This window comes from Colwellia sp. F1 (assembly GCF_056238625.1).
The window spans coordinates 36,714-63,238 of the sequence record NZ_JBWDLI010000003.1 but is presented as its reverse complement, the minus strand read 5'-3'; the positions used below and the strand labels follow the sequence as shown (position 1 = coordinate 63,238).

At 38.7% G+C, this 26,525-nt stretch carries 23 protein-coding genes; 20 read left to right on the top strand and 3 right to left on the bottom strand.

Annotated features, from left to right (window positions below; genetic code table 11):
- Positions 1–170 precede the first annotated feature (170 nt).
- The 10 genes from bamA to tilS all read left to right on the top strand — a co-directional run bounded on the left by bamA (position 171) and on the right by tilS (position 13,922).
- Entirely contained in the window at positions 171–2,645 is a 2,475-nt protein-coding gene (gene bamA / locus AC0UA9_RS03345; protein ID WP_475657028.1) for an outer membrane protein assembly factor BamA, read from the top strand.
- A 177-nt stretch (positions 2,646–2,822) separates the two neighbouring features.
- A complete protein-coding gene (locus AC0UA9_RS03340) occupies positions 2,823–3,341 on the top strand; it encodes an OmpH/Skp family outer membrane protein (RefSeq protein ID WP_475657026.1) in 519 nt (172 codons plus the stop codon).
- A gap of 3 nt (positions 3,342–3,344) precedes the next feature.
- The gene (gene lpxD / locus AC0UA9_RS03335; RefSeq protein ID WP_475657024.1) at positions 3,345–4,403 is read left to right on the top strand and encodes a UDP-3-O-(3-hydroxymyristoyl)glucosamine N-acyltransferase; all 1,059 of its coding nucleotides are present in this window, start codon (positions 3,345–3,347) and stop codon (positions 4,401–4,403) included.
- Between the two features lie 166 nt (positions 4,404–4,569).
- Positions 4,570–5,001 carry a 3-hydroxyacyl-ACP dehydratase FabZ gene (fabZ, locus tag AC0UA9_RS03330; protein WP_475657562.1) on the top strand — a complete coding sequence of 144 codons (432 nt, stop codon included), beginning with the start codon at positions 4,570–4,572 and terminating at the stop codon, positions 4,999–5,001.
- A gap of 71 nt (positions 5,002–5,072) precedes the next feature.
- The gene (gene lpxA, locus AC0UA9_RS03325; RefSeq protein ID WP_475657022.1) at positions 5,073–5,843 is read left to right on the top strand and encodes an acyl-ACP--UDP-N-acetylglucosamine O-acyltransferase; all 771 of its coding nucleotides are present in this window, start codon (positions 5,073–5,075) and stop codon (positions 5,841–5,843) included.
- Between the two features lie 138 nt (positions 5,844–5,981).
- Complete coding sequence (lpxB, locus tag AC0UA9_RS03320) at positions 5,982–7,133, top strand: lipid-A-disaccharide synthase (protein ID WP_475657560.1); 1,152 nt, start codon at positions 5,982–5,984, stop codon at positions 7,131–7,133.
- A 16-nt stretch (positions 7,134–7,149) separates the two neighbouring features.
- Entirely contained in the window at positions 7,150–7,782 is a 633-nt protein-coding gene (rnhB, locus tag AC0UA9_RS03315) for a ribonuclease HII (RefSeq protein WP_475657020.1), read from the top strand.
- Positions 7,775–11,335, top strand: a complete 3,561-nt coding sequence (gene dnaE, locus AC0UA9_RS03310; RefSeq protein ID WP_475657018.1) for a DNA polymerase III subunit alpha — start codon at positions 7,775–7,777, stop codon at positions 11,333–11,335. Before rnhB ends, dnaE begins: the two co-directional genes overlap by 8 nt.
- 243 nt (positions 11,336–11,578) lie before the next feature.
- On the top strand, positions 11,579–12,535 hold the full coding sequence (accA, locus tag AC0UA9_RS03305; protein WP_475657015.1) for an acetyl-CoA carboxylase carboxyl transferase subunit alpha: 957 nt from the start codon (positions 11,579–11,581) through the stop codon (positions 12,533–12,535).
- A gap of 31 nt (positions 12,536–12,566) precedes the next feature.
- On the top strand, positions 12,567–13,922 hold the full coding sequence (gene tilS, locus AC0UA9_RS03300) for a tRNA lysidine(34) synthetase TilS (protein ID WP_475657014.1): 1,356 nt from the start codon (positions 12,567–12,569) through the stop codon (positions 13,920–13,922).
- 104 nt (positions 13,923–14,026) lie between these two features.
- Here the strand turns inward: tilS and sstT are convergent, their stop codons facing one another.
- A complete protein-coding gene (gene sstT, locus AC0UA9_RS03295; RefSeq protein WP_475657010.1) occupies positions 14,027–15,253 on the bottom strand; it encodes a serine/threonine transporter SstT in 1,227 nt (408 codons plus the stop codon).
- A gap of 213 nt (positions 15,254–15,466) precedes the next feature.
- Here sstT and AC0UA9_RS03290 point away from each other — a divergent pair, with 213 nt between their 5' ends.
- Positions 15,467–16,036 carry a PhnA domain-containing protein gene (locus tag AC0UA9_RS03290; RefSeq protein WP_475657007.1) on the top strand — a complete coding sequence of 190 codons (570 nt, stop codon included), beginning with the start codon at positions 15,467–15,469 and terminating at the stop codon, positions 16,034–16,036.
- Between the two features lie 178 nt (positions 16,037–16,214).
- On the opposite strand, the gene AC0UA9_RS03285 is transcribed toward AC0UA9_RS03290, so the two are convergent.
- Both AC0UA9_RS03285 and AC0UA9_RS03280 read right to left on the bottom strand, forming a co-directional pair.
- Positions 16,215–16,814: a 3'-5' exonuclease gene (locus AC0UA9_RS03285; RefSeq protein ID WP_475657005.1), complete on the bottom strand. Its 600-nt coding sequence runs from the start codon at positions 16,812–16,814 to the stop codon at positions 16,215–16,217.
- A gap of 171 nt (positions 16,815–16,985) precedes the next feature.
- Positions 16,986–17,234: a DUF3297 family protein gene (locus AC0UA9_RS03280; protein ID WP_475657003.1), complete on the bottom strand. Its 249-nt coding sequence runs from the start codon at positions 17,232–17,234 to the stop codon at positions 16,986–16,988.
- 167 nt (positions 17,235–17,401) lie between these two features.
- Between AC0UA9_RS03280 and AC0UA9_RS03275 the strand changes: the two genes are divergently transcribed.
- The 9 genes from AC0UA9_RS03275 (at position 17,402) to nhaD (ending at position 26,009) form a co-directional block, all read left to right on the top strand.
- Positions 17,402–19,189: an ABCB family ABC transporter ATP-binding protein/permease gene (locus tag AC0UA9_RS03275; protein WP_475656999.1), complete on the top strand. Its 1,788-nt coding sequence runs from the start codon at positions 17,402–17,404 to the stop codon at positions 19,187–19,189.
- 21 nt (positions 19,190–19,210) lie between these two features.
- Complete coding sequence (locus tag AC0UA9_RS03270) at positions 19,211–20,035, top strand: substrate-binding periplasmic protein (protein ID WP_475656996.1); 825 nt, start codon at positions 19,211–19,213, stop codon at positions 20,033–20,035.
- A gap of 149 nt (positions 20,036–20,184) precedes the next feature.
- Positions 20,185–20,781, top strand: coding sequence for a DUF1415 domain-containing protein (locus AC0UA9_RS03265; protein ID WP_475656993.1), 597 nt, complete (start codon positions 20,185–20,187; stop codon positions 20,779–20,781).
- A gap of 16 nt (positions 20,782–20,797) precedes the next feature.
- Positions 20,798–21,448: a LysE family translocator gene (locus AC0UA9_RS03260; RefSeq protein WP_475656990.1), complete on the top strand. Its 651-nt coding sequence runs from the start codon at positions 20,798–20,800 to the stop codon at positions 21,446–21,448.
- 154 nt (positions 21,449–21,602) lie between these two features.
- The gene (locus AC0UA9_RS03255) at positions 21,603–22,436 is read left to right on the top strand and encodes a hypothetical protein (protein WP_475656988.1); all 834 of its coding nucleotides are present in this window, start codon (positions 21,603–21,605) and stop codon (positions 22,434–22,436) included.
- Between the two features lie 23 nt (positions 22,437–22,459).
- Positions 22,460–23,338, top strand: a complete 879-nt coding sequence (locus AC0UA9_RS03250) for a glucosaminidase domain-containing protein (protein WP_475656983.1) — start codon at positions 22,460–22,462, stop codon at positions 23,336–23,338.
- A 113-nt stretch (positions 23,339–23,451) separates the two neighbouring features.
- Positions 23,452–23,781: a hypothetical protein gene (locus AC0UA9_RS03245; RefSeq protein WP_475656981.1), complete on the top strand. Its 330-nt coding sequence runs from the start codon at positions 23,452–23,454 to the stop codon at positions 23,779–23,781.
- A 207-nt stretch (positions 23,782–23,988) separates the two neighbouring features.
- Positions 23,989–24,549 carry a CBS domain-containing protein gene (locus AC0UA9_RS03240; RefSeq protein WP_475656978.1) on the top strand — a complete coding sequence of 187 codons (561 nt, stop codon included), beginning with the start codon at positions 23,989–23,991 and terminating at the stop codon, positions 24,547–24,549.
- Between the two features lie 89 nt (positions 24,550–24,638).
- On the top strand, positions 24,639–26,009 hold the full coding sequence (gene nhaD / locus AC0UA9_RS03235) for a sodium:proton antiporter NhaD (protein ID WP_475656975.1): 1,371 nt from the start codon (positions 24,639–24,641) through the stop codon (positions 26,007–26,009).
- The last annotated feature ends 516 nt before the right edge of the window (positions 26,010–26,525 follow it).

Sequence of the window (26,525 nt, the reverse complement as noted above, 5' to 3'; positions counted from 1 at the left end):
GCGTTATTTAACGACTTTAGCCGTGTGTTAGGGCAGAAGGTATAGTTTATTGCAACAGCCTAGGTTTTTGTAATAAATCGGGCATTATAGAAAAATAGTTAATTGTAGGTTTTTAATTTAATTTTAAGCCTAAGTATTGAAATTAAAAGAAGTAATAAAAGTAAGCATTTATGATAATTAAAAAACTAGCCTTTGCCGTGTTATTAGGCGCTTTAGGTACAACAGCACAAGCAGCCGAAGAGTTTCAGGTTGAAGATATCGAAGTAAAAGGCTTACAACGTGTTGCTTTAGGCGCAGCGTTAACTCATATTCCTTTTAATGTTGGTGATACCTTAAATAAATTTAGGGTATCTCAGTCAATTAAGTCTTTATATAAGTCGGGTCACTTTAACGATATACGCGTCTATCGTGACGGTAACCGCATTATATATCGCGTTAGAGAGCGTGAAACGATCAGTGCGATTACTTTCGACGGCAACAGTGATTTAAAAGACGAACAGTTAACGGAAAGTCTTGATGGCAGTAATATACGTGTTGGTGAAACATTAGATCGCACGGTTATTTCCGGTATTGAAACAGGGCTAGAAGATTTTTATCATAGTGTAGGTAAATATAACGCAAATGTTACCACTACTGTTACGCACTTACCGCGTAACAGAGTAAATTTAGAGTTTAAATTCACTGAAGGTGATGCTGCCGCGATTAAACAAATTAATCTGATTGGTAATGAAGTTTTTACTGACGCACAAGTGCTTGAAAGAATAGAGCTGACCTTTGATTCGCCATGGTGGAACTTTATGGCACAAGACAGGTACCAAAAGCAGACCTTACAAGGCGATATGGAAACAATAAATAGTTTCTATTTAGACCGTGGTTACCTTCGTTTTAATGTGGACTCAACGCAAGTGTCAATGACACCGGATAAAAAATCTGTATACATTGCTTTAAATGTGACTGAAGGTGAGACCTATACTATCAGTGAAGTCGACTTTATTGGTGATATGGCGGGCTTTGAACAAACGATCAGAGCAATAAACCCATTACGAGTCAATAACCTTTATAATGGCGCAGAGGTAACGTACACCGAAGAAGTAATTAGCAAGTTTCTTGGTCGTTTTGGTTATGCTTACCCTAAAGTGACTACTATTCCAGATATCAATGACGAAGATCATACGGTTAAACTCTCTATTTCAATCGATCCGGGTAAACGTATTTACGTAAATCAAATCAACTTTACAGGTAATCATGTTACGGCTGACAGAGTATTGCGCCGAGAGCTAAGACAAATGGAAGGAGCTTGGCTATCAAACAGTATGGTTGAGCACTCTAAAGCACGTTTGTCTCGCTTACCTTATATGGAAACTGTTGACTTTGAAACTAATCAAATTGCCGGTGAGGATGATTTAGTCAATGTAGACTTTAGTGTTAAAGAGCAACCATCTGGTTCATTTACTGCGGGTATTGGTTACGGCGATTCGACCAATTTAAGTTTAAATGCTGGCATACAACAAAATAACTTTTTGGGCACTGGTAACCGCTTAGGCTTTGGGGTTAATACCAACAAATACTCTAAAAGTGCGAATATCTCGTTCACTGATCCATACTTTACGGTTGATGCTATTTCATTAGGTGGACAAATATTTTACCAAGCCTTTGATGCAGGGCAAGCTAACTTAGTTGAGTACAACAATAAAACTTATGGCATTGGTCTGAACTGGGGTTTCCCAATTAATGAATATGTTCGTGTTGGCTTTGGTGTCGGTTTTAAAAATAATGAAATAACGTCATTAGAAACTTACGAGCAAATACAAACCTTTTATGACTTACATTCAGATCCTAATGACCCTGATGCAGCGCTAGCATTTAAAAACTATGATGTTAACGCCAATATTTCACGTTCAACGTTAAACCGAGGAACCTTCCCAACGGCTGGCTCGTCACAAATGTTTTCATTTAAAATGACTACGCCAAACTCTTCTGATGTGCAATATTTCAAAGTTAACTTTGATAGTAAGTTTTACTTCCCTTTAACACGCAATCAACGTTGGACAGTACTTACTCGTTTGCAGTTAGGTTATGGTAACGGTTATGGTGATATACGTGGTAATGACCAATTACTCCCTTTTTGGGAAAACTTTAGAGCGGGTGGTTCAGACACCTTGCGAGGTTTTGAAAGCAATACCGTTGGCCCAAGAGCTGTATATCGCTACCCAACAGCTGTTGGTGGTACACCTAACACAATAGGTGGGAGTGCTTGTTGCCTAGGGCCTGATCATGATTATGTCTATGCAACACCGCGTAGTGTAGGGGGTAATGCAATTGCAATTGGCGGGGTTGAGTTAATCGTACCGACCCCCTTTGTTGATGAAGGTTTCTCAAATAGTGTCCGCACAAGTTTCTTCATTGATGTGGGGAATGTTTGGGACACAGAGTTTGATATGGCAGATTACCAAGATTTAGCACCAGTTGAATTAGAAAAACTGGCGGACTATTCTGATGTTGGCCGTTATCGTGCTTCTGGTGGTTTATCGATTCAGTGGTTATCACCTATGGGGCCGATGATTTTTAACTTTGCCAGAACAATTAAAGAAGCTGAAGACGACGACACCTCATTCTTTAGCTTTAATATTGGCAAAACGTTTTAATATTTATTATAAAGTATTTTTTTTAACGACTTAATCAACCATGGCTTATACAAATAATTACAAAGCAGTAAATAAGGTTTAAGTATGGTCTAATAGGCACAGCGGCTTGGTCGTTAAACTAACGGTTAAGCCAAACAATATTCTAAATCTAAGTATAAAAAATAAGAGGAAAACACATTGAAAAAATTTATTAAATCTATGGCGATCACAGCAACGGCATCAACGTTATTATTGGCAAGCAGTGCAATGGCTTTTGAGCAAAAAATTGCAGTAGTGAATGTGCAAGAAGCGATCAGTCAAATCCCTCAAGCAGCAGTGTTAATGCAAACACTAGAAACAGAGTTTAAAGACGAAAAAGCAGCGATTGAACAATTGCAAAAAGATTTAGCGTTTGAAGATGAAAATTTAAAACGTAATGGCTCATTAATGAGTGAAAAAGAGAAAACAGAATTACAAACAAAAATGGGTGATTTATATCAACAATACCAAGTTAGAGTACAAGAGTTTCAACAAAAGGTTTCTCAACGCAGAAACGAAGAAACCAACAAACTATTAGCGCTTGTGACACAAGCGGTTGATAACATTGCAGCTAAAGAAGAATACGACTTAGTACTTTCAAAGCAAACGGTTGTTTACTCAAAACCATCGACAGATATTACTGCAACGGTAGTAGAAAAAGTAAGTAAGCTTAAGTAACTCATGGTTTACACGCTTAGTGATATAGCAAAACACATTCAAGCTGAATTAGTGATAAATAAAAAAGTCACTAGTGGCAAGGTGATATGTTCAGCAGACTCTGAGATTAATAGCTTAGCTACACTTGTCAATGCGAAGCCAGGAGATGTCGCTTTTTTAGCTAATAAAAAATACATTTCACAACTGGCTAATACGCAGGCAAGTGCTGTCATCCTTTCCCCGAGCATGCTCGAACAATGTCCGGTAAATGCGTTAGTGATGGACAACCCATATATGGGTTATGCAATGCTGGCTAATCTACTCGATAGTACACCGCAGGTAGCGAACGGAACGCACGCGAGTGCGGTCATTGCTAATGATGTTAGTTTAGGGCTAAATGTTAACATTGGTGCTAATGCTGTCATTGAATCAGGGGTTACCCTTGCTGATAATGTAAGTATTGGTGCAGGGTGCTTTATTGGTAAAAACACTTCAATAGGCAAGGGCACACGCCTTTGGGCAAATGTTAGTGTTTATCATGAAGTTATTATTGGTGAAGGCTGTCTAATTCAAGCAAATACGGTTATTGGCTCAGACGGTTTTGGCTATGCCCCTGTTGAAGGTCAATATAAATGGCATAAAATACCTCAGCTCGGCAGTGTAATTATTGGTAACCGCGTTGAAATAGGAGCTAGCACAACAATAGATCGGGGTGCACTTGAAGATACTATCATTAAAGATGGTGTTATTCTCGATAATCAAATTCAAATAGCGCATAATGTTATTGTTGGTGAAAATACCGCGATGGCAGCCTGTAGTGTTATTGCCGGAAGCACTACAATTGGCAAAAACTGCACTATTGCAGGACTTGTTGGTATTAATGGGCATATTACTATTGCAGATAACTGTGTTTTTACAGGTATGGCAATGGTAACTAAAGAAATTAAAAAACCAGGTGTGTACTCGTCAGGTATGCCAGCAATGCCAAATAAAGAATGGCACAAAACCAATGCACGTCTTAACCGGTTAGAGCGTTTAACTGAGCGCATAAAGCAATTAGAAAATGCGCTCAAAGAAAAATAATTGATAATGTAAACCGTAATAATAGCATTACTTCAATGTTATAAAAATAATAGCTGTAAAAGCAGTATTCGCAAACTCTTGTGTTTAACGCAATTAACCATTAGCACAAGTCACTGAAAGGAATAATGAATTGGACACTTTTGATTTAGATAGAAAAGCAAAACCGATATCACTAAATGAAATTAAAGAGTTGATCCCTCATAGATACCCCATGTTACTGGTTGACAAAGTTGTTGATCATGAGCCTCTTAAAAGCTTACACGCGATAAAAAATGTTACCATTAACGAGCCAGTTTTTACTGGTCACTTTCCAGACGCGGCTATATTTCCGGGCGTGCTGATTTTAGAAGCGCTAGCACAAGCGACAGGCATCTTGGGTTTTAAAAGCAGTGAAGGGCGTGAGAAAAACGAAATGTATTTATTTGCCTCCATTGACAAAGCACGTTTTAAACAACCTGTTTTACCTGGCGATACTCTACACCTTCATGTTGAATTTATTAAAGAGCGTCGCGGTATGTGGAAGTTTTATGGTGAGGCTAAAGTTGATGGCAAAGTAGTATGCTCTGCTGAACTTATGTGCGCCAAAAGAAAACTATAAACTAAAACACACAGTTTTTAGCAAGTACTCCTTTCAATATATAATTTTAGAAAACAAATAACAGAGATCTTATGATTCATCCACAAGCGATTATTGAGCCAGGCGCAGTTATTGGTAAAAATGTTACTATTGGCCCTTGGACTCATATAGCAAGCAATGTAACCATTGGCGATAACTGTCATATTAGCTCGCATGTAGTGATTAATGGCCCCACTAAGCTCGGCCAGGGTAATCGTATTTTTCAATTTGCTAGTATTGGGGAAGATTGCCAAGACTTAAAATACGCAGGCGAGCCGACAGAACTTATTATTGGTGATAATAATACCTTTCGCGAGTGTTGTACTATTCATCGTGGCACACTACAAGATAATAGTTTAACCCAAATTGGGAGTAATAATTTATTTATGGCTTATACCCATATAGCACACGATTGCATGGTAGGTAATCATTGTATTATGGCTAATAATGCTTCAATTGCAGGGCATGTACACCTAGGTGACCACGTTATTCTAGGTGGCATGTCAGGTGTTCATCAATTTTGTCATGTCGGTGCACACAGTTTTATTGCTGCTAATGCTATTGTCTTAAAAGATGTCCCTGCTTATGTGATGGCGTCAGGGCACCCAGCTAAACCATTTGGCTTAAATAGTGAAGGATTAAAACGTCGTGGCTTTACAAGTGATACCATCTTATCAATTAAACGTGCATATAAAGAAATATATCGTAAAAAACAATCGGTTGACCAGGCATTACAAGCTATTTCTGAGCAAGGTTCGCCGTCATCTGCGCTTGAACTTTTTACCGATTCTATTAAAAACTCTACCCGTGGTATTATTCGTTAGACAGTGAGGCGCTAGACATTAGGCACTAAACACTAGGTTGTAATCTAGGTCTTAGTACCTAAGCTCTAGGACCTATAACCTAGGATCCAAACCGTGACACTTCCTGCTACACCTGAACATAACTTATCAGCTTCAACAATGACCACACCAACCTTCGCCATCGTTGTTGGTGAACACTCAGGCGACACCTTAGGTGCGGGCTTAATGGTAGCCTTAACAACACACTATCCTCATGCTAAATTTATTGGCATTGGCGGTGCTAAAATGGAAAAACTTGGTTTTGAAAGTTTATTTGCCATGGAAGAATTAGCAGTGATGGGAATTGTTGAGGTACTTGGGCGTATTAGACGCTTATTTGAAGTAAGAAAATCACTTGTTAACTATTTTACTGAGCACAAACCCGCTGTGTTTATTGGTATTGATGCACCCGACTTTAACATTGGTTTAGAACTGCGCTTAAAGCAGCAAGGGATAAAAACTGTGCATTATGTAAGTCCATCCGTTTGGGCATGGCGTGAAAATAGAGTTTTTAAAATAGCAAAAGCGACAGATATGGTACTATCGTTATTACCTTTTGAAAAAGCCTTCTATGACAAACATCAAGTACCTTGTACCTTTGTTGGTCACCCTTTGGCAGATGATATTCCAATGACCAGTGATAAAACCCAAGCTAGAATGGCGCTTAACCTTCCCCTTAATAATAAAATATTAGCGTTAATGCCCGGTAGCCGAGGAGGTGAATTATCCCGATTATTAGCTCCTTTTTTTCAAAGTGCACTGCAATTACAACAAGAAGACGAAAACTTACTTTTTATTGCCCCCATGATCAGCGAAAAGCGTGCAGCGCAATTTAACGCAATGAAAGAGCAACTCGCACCAGATTTGAAGGTGGTGTTGGTTATAGAACAAACACAAACAGTGATGGCAGCGAGCGATTGTTTATTAACGGCTTCAGGCACAGTTACTCTAGAAGCCGCCTTAATTAAAAGGCCAATGGTTATTTGTTATAAATTTAACTTTCTTACACACTTACTCGCAAAATGGTTGGTAAAATTACAGTGGTTCTCTTTACCTAACTTATTAGCTAACCAAGCTTTAGTGCCTGAGCTGCTGCAAGATGATGTTTGTCCAGCACAGATAGTGCCATTAGTTAAAGCGCGCTTATATCAAGACCAATCGCAGTTAAACGATACCTTTAACGCTATACACCAACAATTGAAGTGCGATGCCAGTAAACAAGCCGCTAATGCAGTCATTAACTTGTTGACCCCTTCAAATAGCGCTCATTAATTAAGTAAGATTTATCATGGCCAATAAAATTATTATTCCTGAGTTTGAATACCCTATTGCTTATTGTATTGCGGGTGTGGACGAAGTGGGTCGAGGCCCATTGGTTGGAGATGTTGTCACTGCCGCGGTTATTTTAGATCCCGACAGCCCAATTGAGGGGTTAAAAGACTCCAAGAAGTTATCTGAAAATAAACGCGCCATACTAAGTGATGAAATAAAAGAAAAGGCCGTTGCTTGGTCCATTGGCCGTGCTACTCCTGAAGAAATAGACACCTTAAATATCCTTCATGCCACCATGCTAGCGATGCAACGAGCGGTACAAGGTTTAACAGTGACCCCAGATTATGTTCTAGTTGACGGTAACCGTACACCAACCTTTGTTACTGAGCAAGGCAATATCGCTAGCCAAGCGGTTGTTAAAGGTGATGATCGTGTGCTAGAAATAAGTGCAGCGTCGATATTAGCTAAGGTTGCTCGTGACAATGAAATGATTGCCCTTGATACACTTCATCCACAATATGGCTTTGCCCAGCATAAAGGGTATCCAACCAAGCTACACCTAGAAAAAATAATTGAACATGGCGTATTGCCTTGTTATCGACAAAGCTTTAAACCCGTGGCTAGAGTCTTAGGTCGTTTACATGAGTGATGACGTGGCTGAAGTGATAACAACAGAACTCACGGTAACTGAGCCAAGCTTTATTCATTTGCGTGTACACAGTGATTACTCAATGTGTGATGGGCTGAAAAAAGTTAAGCCTATTATTGCAAAAGCGGCAGAGCACAATATGCCCGCAATTGCGTTAACCGATCAAACCAACCTTTGTGGCTTAGTCAAGTATTATCATGCAGCCCACGGTGCAGGTATAAAACCTATTATTGGTTGTGATTTTTGGGTACAAAGTGATGAACTAGGCAGTGAGCTTTTTCGCCTGGTGGTACTTGCCACTGATAATGTGGGTTATAAGAACTTAACCGAATTAATCTCTAAGGCTTATTTACGTGGCCATGTGCAAAATAAAGCGGTTATAAACAAACAATGGTTAGTAGAGTTTAAACAAGGGCTATTACTTTTATCGGGTGGTAGAGAAGGCGATATAGGTAAAGCGTTACTAAAAGGCAATAACACCTTAGTCAAGCAAATGGTGAGTTTTTATCAACAACATTTTCACGACAGCTTTTATCTAGAACTAATACGTACTGGCCGAACTGATGAAGAAAACTATCTTCATCTTGCTGTTGAGCTGGCAACATACTTTAACTTGCCGGTTGTTGCTACTAACGAAGTCGTGTTTCTTTCCCCCGAAGATTTTGACGCCCACGAAATTCGTGTTGCTATTCACGATGGTTATACCTTAGATGATAAGCGCCGCCCAAAACGCTACAGCGAACAGCAATATTTACGTTCAGCATCAGAAATGGCTGCGCTTTTTAGTGATATACCAGAAGCCCTTGCAAATACAGTAGAAATAGCCAAACGCTGCAATGTCACCGTTACCTTAGGTGAATACGTATTACCCGATTTTCCTACTCAGGGAATGCCCATCAATGACTACTTTATTAAAGTATCACAAGAAGGGCTTGAAAAACGCCTAAAGCAACTGTTTGATACCAATGCTGATAACTTTAGCGAAGTTCGAAAGCCTTATGATGAACGTTTAGCGGTAGAACTTGAAGTTGTTAATAACATGGGATTTCCTGGCTATTTCTTAATAGTAATGGAGTTTATTCAATGGAGTAAAGACAATAATATACCCGTTGGACCAGGCAGGGGATCTGGTGCGGGATCTTTAGTTGCTTATGCGTTAGATATTACCGATTTAGACCCGCTAGAATATGACTTACTCTTTGAGCGTTTCCTTAACCCTGAACGTGTTTCTATGCCCGACTTTGACATTGACTTTTGCATGGACAGGCGAGACGAAGTTATCGAACACGTGGCTGAGCTCTATGGTCGAGATGCCGTATCACAAATAATCACCTTTGGTACTATGGCCGCAAAAGCGGTAATTCGTGATGTAGGACGAGTGTTAGGTCACCCGTATGGGTTTGTTGACCGAATATCGAAACTTATCCCTGCAACGCCAGGGATGACTTTAGCGAAAGCATTTGAAGAAGAACCTAAATTACCTGAGGTTTATGCTCAAGATAGTGACGTAAAAGACCTGATTGATATGTGTCGAATATTAGAAGGAACGACGCGAAATGCAGGTAAACATGCGGGGGGAGTGGTTATTTCCCCTACCACCATCACTGATTTTGCGCCTCTTTACTGCGATGAAGAAGGTAAAAACCCGGTCACACAGTTTGACAAAAATGACGTAGAAGATGCTGGTTTAGTTAAGTTTGACTTCTTAGGGCTAAGAACGCTCACTATTTTGCAGTGGGCTATTGAAATTGCCGATGAAAAGCTATTGAAATCTGGCCAACAGGCCATTGATATTACTAAAATAGATTTGGCAGATAAAGCCAGCTTTAACTTGTTACTGTCTTCTCAAACTACGGCAGTGTTTCAGTTAGAGTCAAGCGGTATGAAATCGCTCATTGATAAACTTAAACCTGATTGCTTTGAAGATATTATTGCATTAGTTGCCTTATTTCGCCCAGGGCCATTACAATCAGGCATGGTTGATAACTTTATAGAGCGTAAACATGGCCGTGAAGAAGTCAGTTACCCCGACTCAACCTGGCAGCATGAAGACTTAAAGCCAGTATTAGAGCCAACTTACGGTATAATTTTATACCAAGAACAAGTCATGCAAATAGCACAAGTACTTGCCGGGTACTCCTTAGGCGAAGCAGACATGCTTCGCCGTGCTATGGGAAAGAAAAAACCAGAAGAAATGGCAAAGCAACGGGCGGGTTTTGAACAAGGGGCAATAAACCGAGGTATTAACGGTGAATTAGCCATTAAAATTTTTGACTTAGTAGAAAAATTTGCTGGCTACGGTTTTAATAAATCACACTCTGCTGCCTACGCGCTAGTGTCTTATCAAACATTATGGATGAAAGCCCATTATCCTGCGCCCTTTATGGCAGCAGTTATGTCAGCAGACATGGACAACACTGAAAAAATTGTTACGTTAGTCGATGAATGTAACAATATGAAAATTGATTTACTTCCGCCAGACGTGAACGCTGGTCAATATAAGTTTACAGTCAATGATAACAACCAAATTGTCTATGGTATTGGCGCAGTTAAAGGTGTTGGTGAAGGCCCCATTGAAGCAATCATTGCCGCCCGTCAAGCAGGTGGCCCCTTTAGAGACTTATTTGATTTTTGCGCGCGCTTAGACTTAAAGAAAACCAATAAACGAGTCTTAGAAAAACTAATAAAAGCTGGGGCAATGGACGCACTTGGTCCGACTTATAAATTAAGTAGTGATGGCAAAAACTTACCGCATCGCGCTGCTTTATTTGCAACCTTGCCAGAGGCAATTAAAGCCGCAGAGCAACATGCTAAAGCCGAGTCGTTAGGGCAAAATGACCTTTTTGGATTAATCAATGACGAAGAAGCCGACAGTCGCCAAACATTTAAAGAAGTAAAAAAATGGCCAGAAGAAGTGTGGCTTGATGGTGAAAAAGAAACATTAGGGCTGTATTTAACCGGACATCCAATTAACCGCTACTTAACAGAAATTAAAAAATACGCTACTGGTCGGTTAGTTAATATGCAACCAACAGGGCGAGACAAACAAGCGATAGCAGTGGGCTTAGTACTTGGTGTGCGGGTGATGGTTAACAAACGAGGTCGTCGCTGGGCATTGGTAACCCTTGATGATAAAAGTGCACGTATGGATATTCGCTTATTCCCTGATGACTATGACAAATTTTCAGAGCTGTTGGAAACAGATGCGATTTTAGTTTGTAGCGGACAGGTCAGCTTTGATGATTACTCTGGAGGTAATACAATGACCGCCCGAGATATTATGACCATAGCCGATGCTCGGGAAAACTATGTTACTTCACTTGACCTTCAAGTGAATAAAGCCAAGTTAGGGCATGGTTTTATTGAACAATTTACTCAAGTTCTCACGCCACATAAAGAAGGTACTTGTCCAGTGAGAGTATTTTACCAACGAGAAGAAGCTCGCGGCATGTTAGAACTTGGAGTACAATGGCGAGTATCGCCAACAGATACACTATTACACGACTTAAAAGAGTTGTTAGGTGAAGAGTGCGTCACTTTACAGTTTAAATAGTATAATGACTTTTATTTGCCTACAGACGTACTAATAGTTAAGCGTGTATAATCTTAGGTTCTTACGCCAATAGGAAAAGTTTTTAAAGGTAACATTTTAAAAGGCGAGCTTTTAAGTTAATATTTAAAGCACTACCTTTAAATAAGTCATTAAAATACTATTTAAAGTAACTAATTAAGAGTTATCGATTATAATGTCGGTAATAGAAGAAAATGAAGACCATTTTTAGGTGCAAAGCAGCATATGTCATTAAATTTTTTAGATTTTGAACAACCCATTGCCGAACTCGATGCAAAAATAGATGAGCTTGAACTGATTAATACAGGGCAAGAATTAGATCTTGATTTAGAAGAAAAAATCACTCAACTACGTGAACGAAACAAAGAACAAACCAAGAAAATTTTTGCTAATTTAGACCCTTGGCAAACAGCACGCATTGCTCGCCATCCACAGCGCCCTCATACTTTAGATTATTTACCTAGAATCTTTACTGAGTTTGATGAGTTAGCAGGTGATAGAGCCTATGCCGACGACAAAGCTATTGTTGGCGGAACTGCGCGTTTAGATGGCCGAGCTGTGATGGTTATTGGCCATGAGAAGGGCCGTTCTACAACAGAAAAAGTAAAGCGTAATTTTGGCATGCCTCGCCCAGAAGGTTACCGTAAAGCACTACGTTTAATGAAAATGGCAGAGCGCTTTAATATGCCAATTATTACTTTCATTGACACTCCGGGTGCTTATCCTGGTATTGGCGCAGAAGAGCGTGGGCAAAGTGAAGCTATTGCTACTAATTTAAAAGTAATGGCGCGCTTATCGGTGCCAATAATTTGTACTGTTATCGGTGAAGGTGGTTCAGGTGGTGCATTAGCTATCGGTGTTGGTGATAAAGTTAACATGTTAAAATACTCTACTTATTCAGTAATTTCACCCGAAGGGTGTGCCTCTATTTTGTGGAAAACAGCTGAAAAAGCACCTACTGCCGCAGAAGCCATGGGAATTACCGCAAAACGTATTAAAGAATTAGACTTGATCGACAGCGTTATTGAAGAGCCACTAGGCGGCGCGCATCGAGATATGGATGAAATGGGTGCAATGTTAAAGCAAGCGCTTAAAAGTGATTTAGCCGAGTTAGATCTTTTAGATAAAGCCGACTTAATTGAAAAGCGTTATGATAAATTAATGTCATTTGGTTATTGCTAAAACACCACACGTCAATACAGCACCTCTTTATATGCATTCTATCGAGTCAGCACTGCTTAGTGCGATTAGTCAACAGCCAACTTTACCTTTGGTTATTGCTTACAGCGGAGGTGTTGACTCGCAAGTATTATTGCAAGCCCTCGCATTACTCAAGCAAAAAAAACGAATTGCTAACCCTATTACAGTTTGCCATGTTAATCATGGCTTAAGTAATAATGCTAGCACTTGGGAAGCATTCGCACAGCAAGCTTGCCTTGAGCTTAACCTTCCTCTTACTGTCTGTCGGGTAAATATTCAGCCAAAAGCACAACAATCGCTAGAAGCGTTGGCACGTAATGCAAGGTATAACGCTTTACAAACGGTTTACCCTGAAAGCTCATTAATTATTACCGGACACCATGGCGATGATCAAGCCGAAACCTTTTTACTGGCCTTAAAACGAGGCTCAGGCTTAAAGGGCTTGTCAGCTATGTCGTTGCAAGCAAAATATGGTAAAGATGTATTAGTACGCCCACTGCTTAACATCTCCCGTGCTAGCATTGTTGATTATGCGATCGCTAATAATTTAGCTTGGGTGGAAGACGAGTCAAATAATGATTCTCGTTATGATAGAAACTTTCTCCGTAATGATATTCTGCCATTATTAACGAAACGCTGGCCTAGTATCGTCAGCACTATTAACCGCAGTAGCGAGCATTGCCGAGAAGGACAATTATTGCTTGATGAATTAGCCACAGAGGATTTAAAACGGTGCCAACTTAAAGAGAAAAGCTTAATTGTAAAAGACCTTGCAAGCTTATCTCAACAACGCTTTAATAACCTAATTCGCTATTTTTTAGCACAACATAATTGTTTAATGCCAAGCACGGAACAATTAGCGCAACTTTATCGACAACTCAATGCCGACAACGATAAAAACCCCGCTGTTAAAGTGGGAGAACATTACCTACGTCGTCATAAAGGGGGGCTATTCTTAACTACCGCGTATCATGATATTAGCCATTGGCATGCTTCGCTTGTGTTGCCAGAACTTGAGCACAATAAAAAGTCGAAAGTCATCTTGCCCGACCATTTAGGCACGCTATATATTGAGCACACCATGGCACCGAATACCCATAAAAACTCGCATACTATTGTGTTACCGCAAGCACATCAAGCCGTATCGATACGCTTTACGCACACTAACCCAAAATGTTTGCCTGACTACCGGCACCATTCACGCAGCTTAAAAAAAATACTGCAAGAGCTAGATATCCCCGTTTGGCAACGAAAACGTATCCCTTTTTTATATTACGATGACACGTTAGTGGCGGCAATCGGCTACTTTGTGTGCCAAGCATTTCTTCCCCAAGATACAGAGCCACGACTACTAGTGTGGCAGGCGTAAATAGAGAAGCAGCATAAGTTTCAAGTCACCATGACAGACACTAGGCAGCCAATCGTTGTCACTTGCAATCTTATTCCCACATCTAACTTGCTAAACCGACACGATTATTTCATTAAATGATGTGAAGCAGCAGCAGAAAACACAACATCGGTTGAACTGTTAAGTGCCGTTTCGGCCGAGTCTTGTACAACACCAATAATAAAACCAATAGCGACAACTTGCATAGCAATATCATTATTAATGCCAAATAAACCACAAGCCAGTGGGATTAATAATAATGAGCCACCGGCAACGCCTGATGCACCACAAGCTGATACTGAAGCAACAACTGACAATAATATTGCCGTACCAAAATCCACAGTAATCTGTAAACTGTTAGCCGCCGCAAGTGTTAACACGGTAATTGTGATAGCCGCGCCAGCCATGTTAATGGTTGCCCCTAAAGGAATTGAAACAGAATAAGTATCTTCGTGTAGCGCCAGTTTTTTACAAAGCGCCATATTCACAGGAATATTAGCTGCCGAGCTACGCGTGAAAAATGCAGTAATACCAGACTCTTTTAAACAAACAAATATTAACGGATAAGGGTTTTTCTTAATAATCAAAAAGGTGATCAGCGGGTTGACCACCAAGGCTATAATTAACATTGCGCCAATTAAAACCGCAACAAGGTGGCTGTACTCTGCAAGTGCAGAAAAGCCCGTAGTAGCAATGGTGTTAGCCACTAAACCAAAAATCCCAATAGGAGCAAACCGTATAACAAGACGGACAATACTGGCAATCGCTTCGCTAAAATCATGTACGGTGGTTTTAGTTTGTTCACTTGCATGTTTAAGCGAAAAGCCTAAACCAAGCCCCCATGCTAAAAGCGCAATAAAATTACCATTGGCAACCGCACTAACAGGGTTCTCTACTATTTTAAACGCTAAGGTTGTTAACACTTCCCCTAAACCTTGCGGTGGGTTTGCGCTTGCGCCAGCAATATCTAAAGTTAATGAGGTTGGAAATAGAAAACTTAATATGACTGCCACAAAAGCAGCGCAAAAAGTGCCGAGTAAATATAAACCTATAATTGGCTTTAACTTGGCATCGCTATTTATTTTTTGGTTGGCGATGCTTGCGGTCACCAAGACTAACACCAATATTGGCGCGACGGCTTTCAGTGCATTAACAAATAAACTACCAAGCAGAGAAAAAGATTTAGCCATTTCTGGAGCTAGTACCGCAAGCACTGTCCCTAATAGTATCGCAATAATGATTTGTGATACTAATCCTAGGGAATGTAGCTTGCTTAAAAAGATGTTTTTATTTTTGGGTGCCAAGACTGACATAGGTTTGCCTTATAATAATATTATTGTCAGGGTTTTTATCATTGCTATTACGCTTTGTCTATAGTTGGCGCTGATATTTAATGGCCAGCAGAGTATAGGTATTTTTACAAAATAAATAAAAATATAAGGTATAATAGCAGGGCAAAAAGTTAAACATAGTTTATCGCAATTTATCACTCATAAATGAGCATAGGATTAATAGTAGGAAATAGTATGCCTAATGAAAATGCATTAAAGCAACGCAGCAATAACAGTTGCGAACTTTGTACATCAACCAATAACCTTGTGGTTTACCCTGTACCCCCAACCAGTGATTTAAGCGCACAACAATGTGTGTATATTTGTCAAACATGCCAAAGTCAAATTGACGGTGAAAACCCGTTAGACATAAACCACTGGCGTTGTTTAAATGACAGTATGTGGAGCCAAGAGCCTGCTGTACAAGTAATGTCTTACCGTATGCTCCACAAGTTGTCATCGGAAAGTTGGGCGCAAGATGCGCTTGACATGATGTATATGGAAGATGAAGTAAAAACTTGGGCAGAGCAAGGTATTGCTGCCGAGCAACGTGAAGGACCAACCCGCGACAGCAACGGTACAGACCTACAAGATGGTGATGATGTTACCCTGATTAAAGACTTAAAAGTTAAAGGCGCTAATTTTACGGCAAAACAAGGTACTTTAGTGCGTGGCATTACATTAACCGACAACCCAGAGCATATTGAAGGTAAAGTGAATGGTACCCGTATCGTACTTGTGACAGCCTATTTAAAGAAGGCTTAACTGGCGTATATAGATGATTTGACTAAGGGCTTTATACAGCTCTATATACTAAGGCGAGAGCAAACAAGAAATAAAGTCTTGTTTGCTGTATTTCTTCATAAAGCTACCACTGCCATTCACTTAGCAATGCGCTTTGTTTGTCTTGGGTTACTTTATCGTTGTCCTAAGGGTTGAGTTATCATGTCAACCTTTCGCTTTTCCCAATTTGTAATGCTTGAGCAACACAAATAGCTGCGTGAGCATCATTCGCCGCGTATAAAATTTGGCTCTGTCTTAGTGGGTAGGCAGCCCAGTTTGATTTTTGTGCGCCTTTACCCAAGCGATAATTAAGCACCATGGCCACTGCAGCACGAGCACCAATACTATTTTTATCACCCGTTAAGCGCTGTAAAGTAAGCGATAAATCTTCAATATTGGCAATTGAAATATTGAGCTTGTTGCGTAGTGCTTTGTTATCGCCTTTAATACCAAAACCGACTTTTCTTATATTATCATTGGCGAGTATTTGCCTCGCGGCAGCAACGGCAACCGGAAATTGAGTTGGAAACAAATAGGCCTTAAACTCAGTGGCAAGTTGTATTAACGTTGGTCCTAAATTAACTTCATCTTTTTGAAAAAGTGGCTTACTTTCGGTATCAAAACCAAGACAAGTTGCTGTTGTTAACACAGTTAACGCTTGTGCAGCATCACGTTCATTTTCAATGATGGTAATATCATTTAGGCCAAGGCCAACATAAAGTGGTAGGGTATTTATTTCTTCCTTGGTAGGTCGGATCATTTTTATCCTTTGAGGGAAGGTTAAACAAGCAAGAAAGCTAAGCTCAAGCTGTCAATTTTTTGTTCTACAACCCAAGCTTAGTGACAGATTAAAGAGCTAAACTTGGGCTGACATTACCATAACAGCTGTACTGTTTACGCATAAAAAGCGTAAAATAAGAGCGAGCTGGTATTATTTATAAAACGCTTCTACAGCTCCTTTTAACTTTATTAGCAGCGGTTGTCCTCGTCGGTCTAACGCTTTAGGCGCAGCAATTTTAATCCAACCTTCACTAATACAGTATTCTTCAACATCATTACGCTCTTTACCGTTTAATCGAATGCCAATATTATGCTCAAAAACTTCTTCCACATGGTATGGGCTACGTGGGTTACCTGAAAGCCGGTCGGGTAAAGTAGGTAACGATTTTGTGTCGCTCATGTTAATAACCTAAATAATAAAAAAGTGACTTATTTTAGACAATATCTATTATTCGCTCAAGCGATTAATCATGGTTTCTTATTTGGTAAAATTTCGATGCTATAGCAAGTGATAAACAGCGATAATTAACATAGAATAGTCGCAACTCCCATTGCAATTAGTGAATTATGCGTCGCTCAAGCTACACGGAACAAGAAGTCACCACGTTAAACTGGAAGGCTTTTAAACTGATACTCCCTTATTTATTTGAGTTTAAAAAGCGTATTGCTTTCGCTTTTTGCTGTTTAGTATTAACAAAAATTGCCAGTGTTTACCTGCCTTTTATCTTAAAAGATATTGTTGATACCTTAGATACCAATGCTCCAGATACTATACAACCATTAGTTGTGCCTATTGGTTTAGTGCTGGCTTATGGTTTAGTGCGCTTGTCTATTGTGCTTTTTGCTGAAATTCGTGACACTTTGTTTGGCCGAGTTACCGAGCGAGCCATACGCCGTATTGGTTTAAATGTTTTTCGTCATTTACATCAGCTTGATTTAGATTTCCATTTAAACCGTCAAACGGGCGGGCTTTCTCGTGATATTGAACGCGGCACTTCAGGTATTAGTTTTTTAATGCGCTTTATGGTGTTTAATATTGTTCCCACCTTGCTTGAAATAGTCATGGTAGTTACTATTTTATTTATTAATTATGGCCTTTGGTTTGCTTTAATAACATTCGGCTCAATTGTTATCTATATTGCTTATTCAGTTTATGCAACTGAATTAAGAACGCGCTATGTTAGGGCGGTTAATAAAGCTGATTCATCGAGTAATACTCGTGCTATTGAAAGTTTACTAAATTATGAAACTGTAAAATATTTTACCAACGAAGACTATGAAGCACAGGCGTATGATCAACAGCTAAGTACATGGGAACAGGCAAAAATAAAAAATCGCTTGTCATTATTTGCCTTAAATGGCGGGCAAGCAATTATTATCGCGTTAGCAATGACAGCTATGTTAGCACTGGCTGCGGTACATGTAAGTGAAGGCATAATGACCCTTGGTGATTTTGTTTTAATCAATGCGTTTATGATGCAGCTTTTTATGCCACTTAATTTTTTGGGCTTTGTTTATCGGGAAATTAAAGGCTCGCTTGCCAATATTGAAAACTTATTTGGTTTGTTAGATAAGACACCTAAGGTGCAAGATCACGCACGAGCAACTGAGTTAATTGTCAGCCAGGCAGCGATTAACGTAAATAATATTCATTTTGCCTACAGTTCAGAGCGCCCAATCATTAAAGGGGTTAGCTTTACCATAAAGGGGGGTGACAAAGTAGCTATTGTCGGTGAAAGCGGTTCAGGAAAATCAACTTTAGTGAAGTTATTATTTCGCTTTTACGATGTTAGCTCAGGGAGTATTTGTATCGATCAGCAAAATATCAGTCAGTTAACGCAACACTCGTTACGCCAACATATTGGTATAGTGCCACAAGATACCGTATTGTTTAACGATACCCTATTCGCCAATGTCCATTATGGCAACCCTAAAGCAAGTACAGCACAAGTAATGCATGCAATAGAATTAGCGCATTTAACTAAGTTTATAAATAGCTTACCTGAAGGAATAGACACCAAAGTGGGTGAGCGAGGCTTAAAACTGTCTGGCGGTGAAAAACAGCGTGTTGCGATTGCACGCACCATTTTAAAAAATCCACATATATTGGTTTTTGATGAAGCTACTTCATCACTAGATAGTCAATCAGAACAAGCTATTTTAACGGCAATTAATGAAGTCACGAAAAATAGAACAAGCGTAGTAATTGCACATAGGTTATCGACCATTGTTGATAGTGATACTATTATTGTGATGAGCGAAGGTGAAATAATAGAGCAGGGCAGCCATCAAGAATTACTTACTTTACAAGGACAATATTGTAAAATGTGGCAACTACAACAGTCCATTAAATAAAATAATGGCTATACTTTAATTATGACAATTAATTACGCTCTGTTTAATACACCACAAGGTAGACTGCGCTTTATTATTTTATGTGCCGTTTATTTTTATTTTTACTTTTTTTCTTTTTCATCTGTCGGTAGTGAAATACAAAACCAGCATGGAGACAGTAGCAATATAAAAAATATTCAAGTAGTAACTGAGGAGTTTAGCCCGTATAGCTACCTAAAAGAAGGGAAGTTGGTAGGGGCGAGTACCGACGTTGTACGCGCGGTATTTGATAAACTTGACTATACCGCAAACATCCAAGTTTACCCTTGGCCTCGCGCTTATAAAATGGCATTAGAACAAAAAAACACTTTAATATACTCATTGGCTCGCTCAGAAGAAAGAGAATCTTTATTTCAGTGGGTGGGTAGTATTGTTCCAATACAAGCTTGTATTTTTTCACTCAAGAGTAACACCAACATAAAAATTAATTCACTTGAAGATTTTAAAAAATATACAATAACTACACACCTGCAAGGACGTTTAGCTGAAAGTTTAATTACCCGCGGGGTAGCAACTAAAGAGAAAATGAGACTCACAGTATCAATGACCGGTAATTTTTCAATGTTGTTAGCGGGCCGAATTGACTTAATTGCCAGTCCTAAAATATTTTTAGCGCAGCTTATTCGTAACCGCGGGTATCAAGTTAATAATATTGTTAAGGAAGAATATTGTTTTGCTACTGATAAATTGTACATGGCTTTTAGCCTTAATACGCCTAAAATAGTAGTAACGGAGTTTAAAGCAGCCTTAGCTGAGTTTAAACAAGAAGCGGACTTTGAGAAAATCATTAACCATTATTTGCATTAACCTTTATCAGCAGTAGGCATTGTTTAGCGAGCTCGTATTAATCAAGTTATTATCAGACTAACAGGCTTGATAATAAGTAAATACCATATAAATTAGCTACTATTCAGGATAAACTACGCCTTTATGCTTCTAGTGATGTTAACTAACTTATGCCCCTTAGTAAAATAAACCAAGACAAGATCTCAAGTGACCAGCTTCCCAATGAAATAAAGGCGACTAAACAATGGTTAGCAGAGGTCATCATTGGCCTCAATTTTTGTCCCTTTGCGAAAAAGGAATTTGTCAATAACACGATTCATTATCATGTTTCTTGTGATGACCAGGTGAAAACTGCCTTACATGAACTCATTGAACAGTGCCGTTATTTACAAGAACACGAGAAAATAGAAACAACATTGATCATTTATAATGAGGGCTTTCGTCGGTTTGAACATTATTTAGAATTAGTTGACTATGGCAATGACTTATTAGTTCAGTCTGGCTTTGAAGGCATTTTTCAATTAGCCAGCATGCATCCCGAATATTGTTTTGATGGTGAAGATTATGATGACAGTAGTAATTTTACCAATCGCTCACCTTATCCAGTTATTCATATTATCCGTGAAGCGAGTATGGCGCGAGTTCTAGCTGTTTATAATGAACCGGAAAAAATACCAGAAAACAATATTGCTTTGGCCAATAAAAAAGGCAGCTATTTTTTTCAACAAATATTGAAAAATATTCACATACAGTATCCTTTAACATAATAAAACAGCGTCTTTTATGTCTTACTCAGAACAATTTTTACTTATTGCTGTGGTACATTTGCTTGCTGTTGCAAGCCCAGGCCCTGACTTTGCAATTATTGTAAAGCAAAGTATTCGATATGATCGCCGTATTGCTATTTACACCAGTTTAGGTATTGCAACGGGCATTTTATTGCACTTAACCTATTCATTAGTGGGGATAGGGCTCATTATTGCCAGCGATGAGCGCTTATTTACTGTATTAAAATATATTGCAGCGAGTTACTTTTGCTATATTGCTTGGCATGGTTTGCGTGCGAAAAAACCAAAAGGCACTGGTGAGCTTCCAACGGAAAACACTAAGGTTACTAATAATATAACACCCTCAGCCAAAAATGCTTATTTTACAGGCTTTTTAATTAATGGTTTAAATGTTAAAGCGACTTTATTTTTTGTTAGCTTGTTTTCTGTGGTTATTATCCCGACAACCCCCTTTTTGATAAAACTGAGTTATGGACTTTACATGGCAATAGCTACAGCAGTTTGGTTCATTTTTTTATCTTATGTATTAACACACACTAGTGTCAGACAGCTTTTACAAGATAAAGCATATATAGTAGACAGAGTCATGGGGGGCGTTTTGTTATTACTTGCGGTGCAATTAATTGTAAGTGATTTAAGTTTTTAACACTGAGTTGAATCTACATTGTGTTTTATATACGGGTATAATATCCTGCGTTTCATTTTCTCACATTTATTTGTTTATGCTGCTATCTAACTTAGTCGCAAGGTATAGAAAATAACAATAAATAAATAATCAAAGGTATAGAAGGATCATTGTTTTGCCAGAAAAGATAACTATTGTGCAAGTAGGGGGTAATATTGAAAGTGCCCTTAAAGGTGACTACCAAATTGATATCAAAGCCATTTTAACAGAAGCATGGCAACAAACATTAAAATCAAGAATATCTATGAACGTCGGTTTGTTGTTTTCATTATTACTGGGCATGCTTGTATCGTTTATCGGAAGTAGTTACCTCGGGGGGATTGAAGCGGTAATAGCCGACCCTCAAGCAAGCATGTTACTCAAAGTTGTTGTAACAATCGCTGTATGGCCTTTTATTGGCGGTGTTGAAATGATGGGCGTGTTACACGCTGTAGGGTTAAAAACGAATGCGAAAATGACATTCTCTTTTTTACAACGCGCGAGTTGGGTTGTGTTATGTGCCTTATTTACCTCAGTATTAATTAGTATAGGTTTTCAGTTGTTAGTTTTGCCAGGTATTTTTTTAGCCGTTACTTTATCGCTGACTATTCCTTTAGTTATTGAGAAAAAGATGACGCCAATGCGTGCAATAACGTTATCAATTCAAGCATTACGGTTTAAATTTTTGTCGTTGTTCTTTATTTATTTATTCTTATTTATATCGATGATTGTTTTGTTTATTCCTTTAGCGCTTTTACTAGAAACAAGCTTTGCGCCCTTAGGTATTATTATTTTGTTGGTTGGTTTTTCATTTATTGCCCCCCTTTATTATAATGTTAAAGGAATTATATACCGTGAAATATTTGGTGTTAGTTTAGCAACTAATAAAAGCCTTGGTATAAAACCGACTTCAGATGGCACGACGCCAAGTAAAGTTAGCTCTGATTCAGATGACACGTTTTCAGCTTAAATATAATTAATAATGGACTCTTTATGAAAAGCTCACTAGGAATAAATGCGGTAATATTTTTAATTTTACTCACCGCGTTGTTAGCCCCTTTTACTTTCTTAAAACCAACTGTCGACGAAGATACGCTTGAGCAGTTACCAAGTGATAAAGTTTCACGTAAAACATCGCCTAATACTGCGTTAAATCAGCAGAAAAAAGTTGCCATAACCAAAGTTAAAGCGCCAGAAAAACCTCTGCACAATGTGCAATTACCTGACTTTGCTAATACTGTTAATGTACAGGCTAAAAAGAAGAAGTTTTTTAATTTCCTTAAACCTGCTGTGATAAAAAAAAATAACCAGTTATTAGCAACGCGACAAAAGATTAATACGTGGCTTGAGCATGTTTCTTTAGAACTGCCTTTAACCGAGCAAGAGCATAAAGAATTAAGCGCCTTAGTTAAACGCTACCGTGTTAATAAAAACAGTTCAATTTTGGCACAGTTAAATGCGCTGCTATTACGCGTAGACATTATTCCAATGCCGTTAGTGTTGGTGCAAGCGGCTAATGAGTCTGCTTGGGGAACGTCGCGATTTTCTCGAATCGGACTTAACTTCTTTGGTATTTGGTGCTACCAAAAAGGGTGCGGCATGGTACCGAATGGCAGAAACGAAGGGGCTAAACATGAAGTCGCTGCATTTCAAAGTGTAAATGAAGCAGTAACGAGTTACTTTGACAATATTAACTCCCATAATGCTTATCGCGTTTTTCGTTCAATTCGGTTTGAATTAAGATCACAAGAGCAACCTCTACACCCAGAAATTTTAGCAACAGGCTTGTTACCTTATTCTGAGCGTGGCGCAGACTATGTGGTAGACCTCACCACTATGCTTAGACAAAACCAGCACTATTTTCTTGAGTGAGCAAGCAGTAAATTTATAGTTGAATTTTGCAAAATAAAGTATAAATTTGCTGACTAATCGCGTATTATTTCTTTTTAATCTCTATTAAAGCTAAGTTTACTTAGTCACAAGCGATGAACTTATATACGCTACTTCAGTCTTCAGTATGCCGGTATGCCTTTTTTCGGTACTGCATCGCTTTATTCACTGTACTCGTTTTATTAACTGCTAGTAGTGTTGCAGAGATTAATAACTCTGATGATATCGTAAGTTTTGACAGCGTTATTGTTCAATCGTCAATAGATAATAGCGAAGCTAACGATCAACCCTCAGATTCGCTATTAATACTCGCACCTATTTATCAAAGTCATATATTTCAGGCACTGCGAACATTTACGCAAGCAATTCTACTTTTTACTACAACGCACTTTGTCAGTAGCCCTAGAGCCCCACCCATTTTGTAACTCATACGTTGCCGTATAAAAATGCTTTTGTTGTCAATAGTTTGCCAACAACGCTATCTTTGCGGCCATAATTTGTACATTCAGTCTGAAGCTATCTATTTAATTAAATAACTAAGCGTAGCTTGTAGTGCGCAATAGTGATGAGTGCTTTGTGTTTTAAAAGTAGTTAACGGCAGGCTTTACCAGCACTAAATGTTTGAGGTTATTATGAAAAAACTATCACTGATTGATATAGACAAAATAGATAAAATTGCAAGTCCCGAGCAATTACAAGAAATTAATATGCACTCACCCGCAATGAGTATTTTTACGGATTTTCATCTTAATAAACCGTTGCTTATTGACTCGAGCACTTTAGCGACAGATGCGATAAAACTGATGTTAAAAGAGCACGTGCATATGAAAATTGTTGTCACGCCTGAGGAAAACTTTCTTGGGGTAATTAGCAGCAATGAAGTGAGTGAACAAAATATTATGGCAAAAATTGCACAGGGCTTTACCCGTGAAGACTTATTAGTGTCTGACGTTATGATCGCTCGCGCTGCGTTGCATGCCTTTAGTTTTGAAGCACTCAAAAAGGCAACAGTAAGTGATGTTATCGATGCGTTAAAATACTACAAAGTTCGGCATTGTTTGGTGATAGATCACGAGCATAACCATATTCGCGGTGTGATTTCTTCTAGCGATTTGGCTAGAAAATTAAAACTACCCGTTATCATTGATTTATCAACGTCTTTTAGCAAAATATTTAATTCTATTAGCGATTAATCATACTCAACTTAACTACAACTGAGTGGGTGTTAACCTTAATGCCTGCTCAGTATTTTCAATTTTTTTATGTTACCGAGGCACAACTTATGAAAAGAGTACTGCTAAGTGTCATGCTTAGCTTTTTTGGGACTTCCCCAGCACTGGCAAGCGATACAAGTGTTAATCATTTAAATATGACGAGTTCAACATTAGGTATTGCAGCATTGGCAATATTTGCATTTGCTTATATCTTGGTGATTGCTGAAGAGTTTATTCATTTACGAAAGTCAAAACCGGTCATATTAGCGGCTGGCATTATTTGGATTTTTACCGCTTTACTCGCTAAAAATTCTGCCAATGGGCAGGCACTCTTAGCGCATGCGCTAAACCATAATTTGCTAGAATATTCCGCATTGTTACTGTTTTTACTAACAGCAATGATTTATGTCAATGCCATGACAGAAAGAAATGTATTTGAAGCGTTAAGGGCTTGGTTGATTAAACGCGGCTTTAATTATAGGAAACTTTTTTGGATCACAGGTTTTCTTGCCTTTTTTATCTCACCCATAGCAGATAACTTAACTACTGCACTATTAATGGGGGCGGTGGTTTTAGCCGTTGGCTCAGACAAACCTAAATTTGTTTCTCTTGCTTTTATTAATATTGTTGTTGCGGCAAATGCTGGTGGAGCTTTTAGCCCGTTTGGTGATATTACCACGCTCATGGTTTGGCAGTCGGGTAATGTGCACTTCTTTGGTTTTTTTGCTTTGTTTTTGCCAGCGTTAGTGAACTTTCTTGTGCCTGCCTTGATTATGAGTGTTGCCGTGCCGAAGGAAACACCAGAATCTACTGCTGAATCGGTGTCTTTAAAGCAAGGAGCCCTTGTGATTTGCTTACTGTTTTTAGCGACTATTGTCACTGCCGTGTCGTTTGAGCAGTTACTTCATTTACCCCCCTTTTTAGGCATGATGACAGGTTTGTCGTATTTGCTTTTTTACTCATACTATTTAAAGCTGAGTTCACATAGTAAACACAGTGAAATTAGTGAATTTAATATTTTTAATGAAGTGTCGAAAGCCGAGTGGGACACCTTGTTGTTTTTCTTTGGAGTTATTTTTTGTGTTGGTGGTTTAGGTGCTATAGGGTATTTGGCTGGTGTATCGCACTTTTTATATGAAGGTTTGGGCGCAACGAATGCTAATATTATAGCGGGTTTGCTTTCGGCTGTTGTTGATAATATCCCAGTCATGTTTGCTATTTTAACCATGAACCCAAACATGGACACTTTTCAGTGGTTATTGGTTACCATCACTGCAGGAGTTGGTGGTAGTTTACTTTCGGTTGGCTCTGCTGCTGGTGTTGCCTTAATGGGCCAATCTAAGGGTATGTATAGCTTTTTTAGCCACTTAAAGTGGAGTTGGGCTATTGCTATGGGTTATGCTTTAAGTATTTATGTACATTTTCTTATCAATAGTTAATGACAAAAGTATCATTACCAGGGCTTGTTAAAGTAAATAGCGTAATTTAATTGCGTTATTTACTTATAATGGTTTACTTCCCCATGATTAACCTATATAGTCTCTGCGTTATCTACTCTCCTCTCGTTTATATAACAGGTTACCTTCTACGGTTTTCCATGTTTTGTCTTACCTTTCACAGTTAGCCATCACTCAAATTATCAAGCTTTAATTATTGTCTGAGTTATCGAGATCAATTCTCGAATTGAGTTGATATTATCGCCACTTGATTAAATTAATATCATAGTTAGCTATAGGCTAATTAAAAATATCTTTATCAACTTGGCTGTCAAATATCTAGAAGTTTTCACACAATGATAGAGCTTTTATTATTAATGCGTTCAACGCAAATTAAAAGAGTTTTATTATGTCTTATACATATAACGGAATGATTTATTCAATTAAATCACCAGTACAATCTATTTCAGTTAACAAAAACAACATTGTTGTTACTGATCAAAATGGTCCAACATTAAT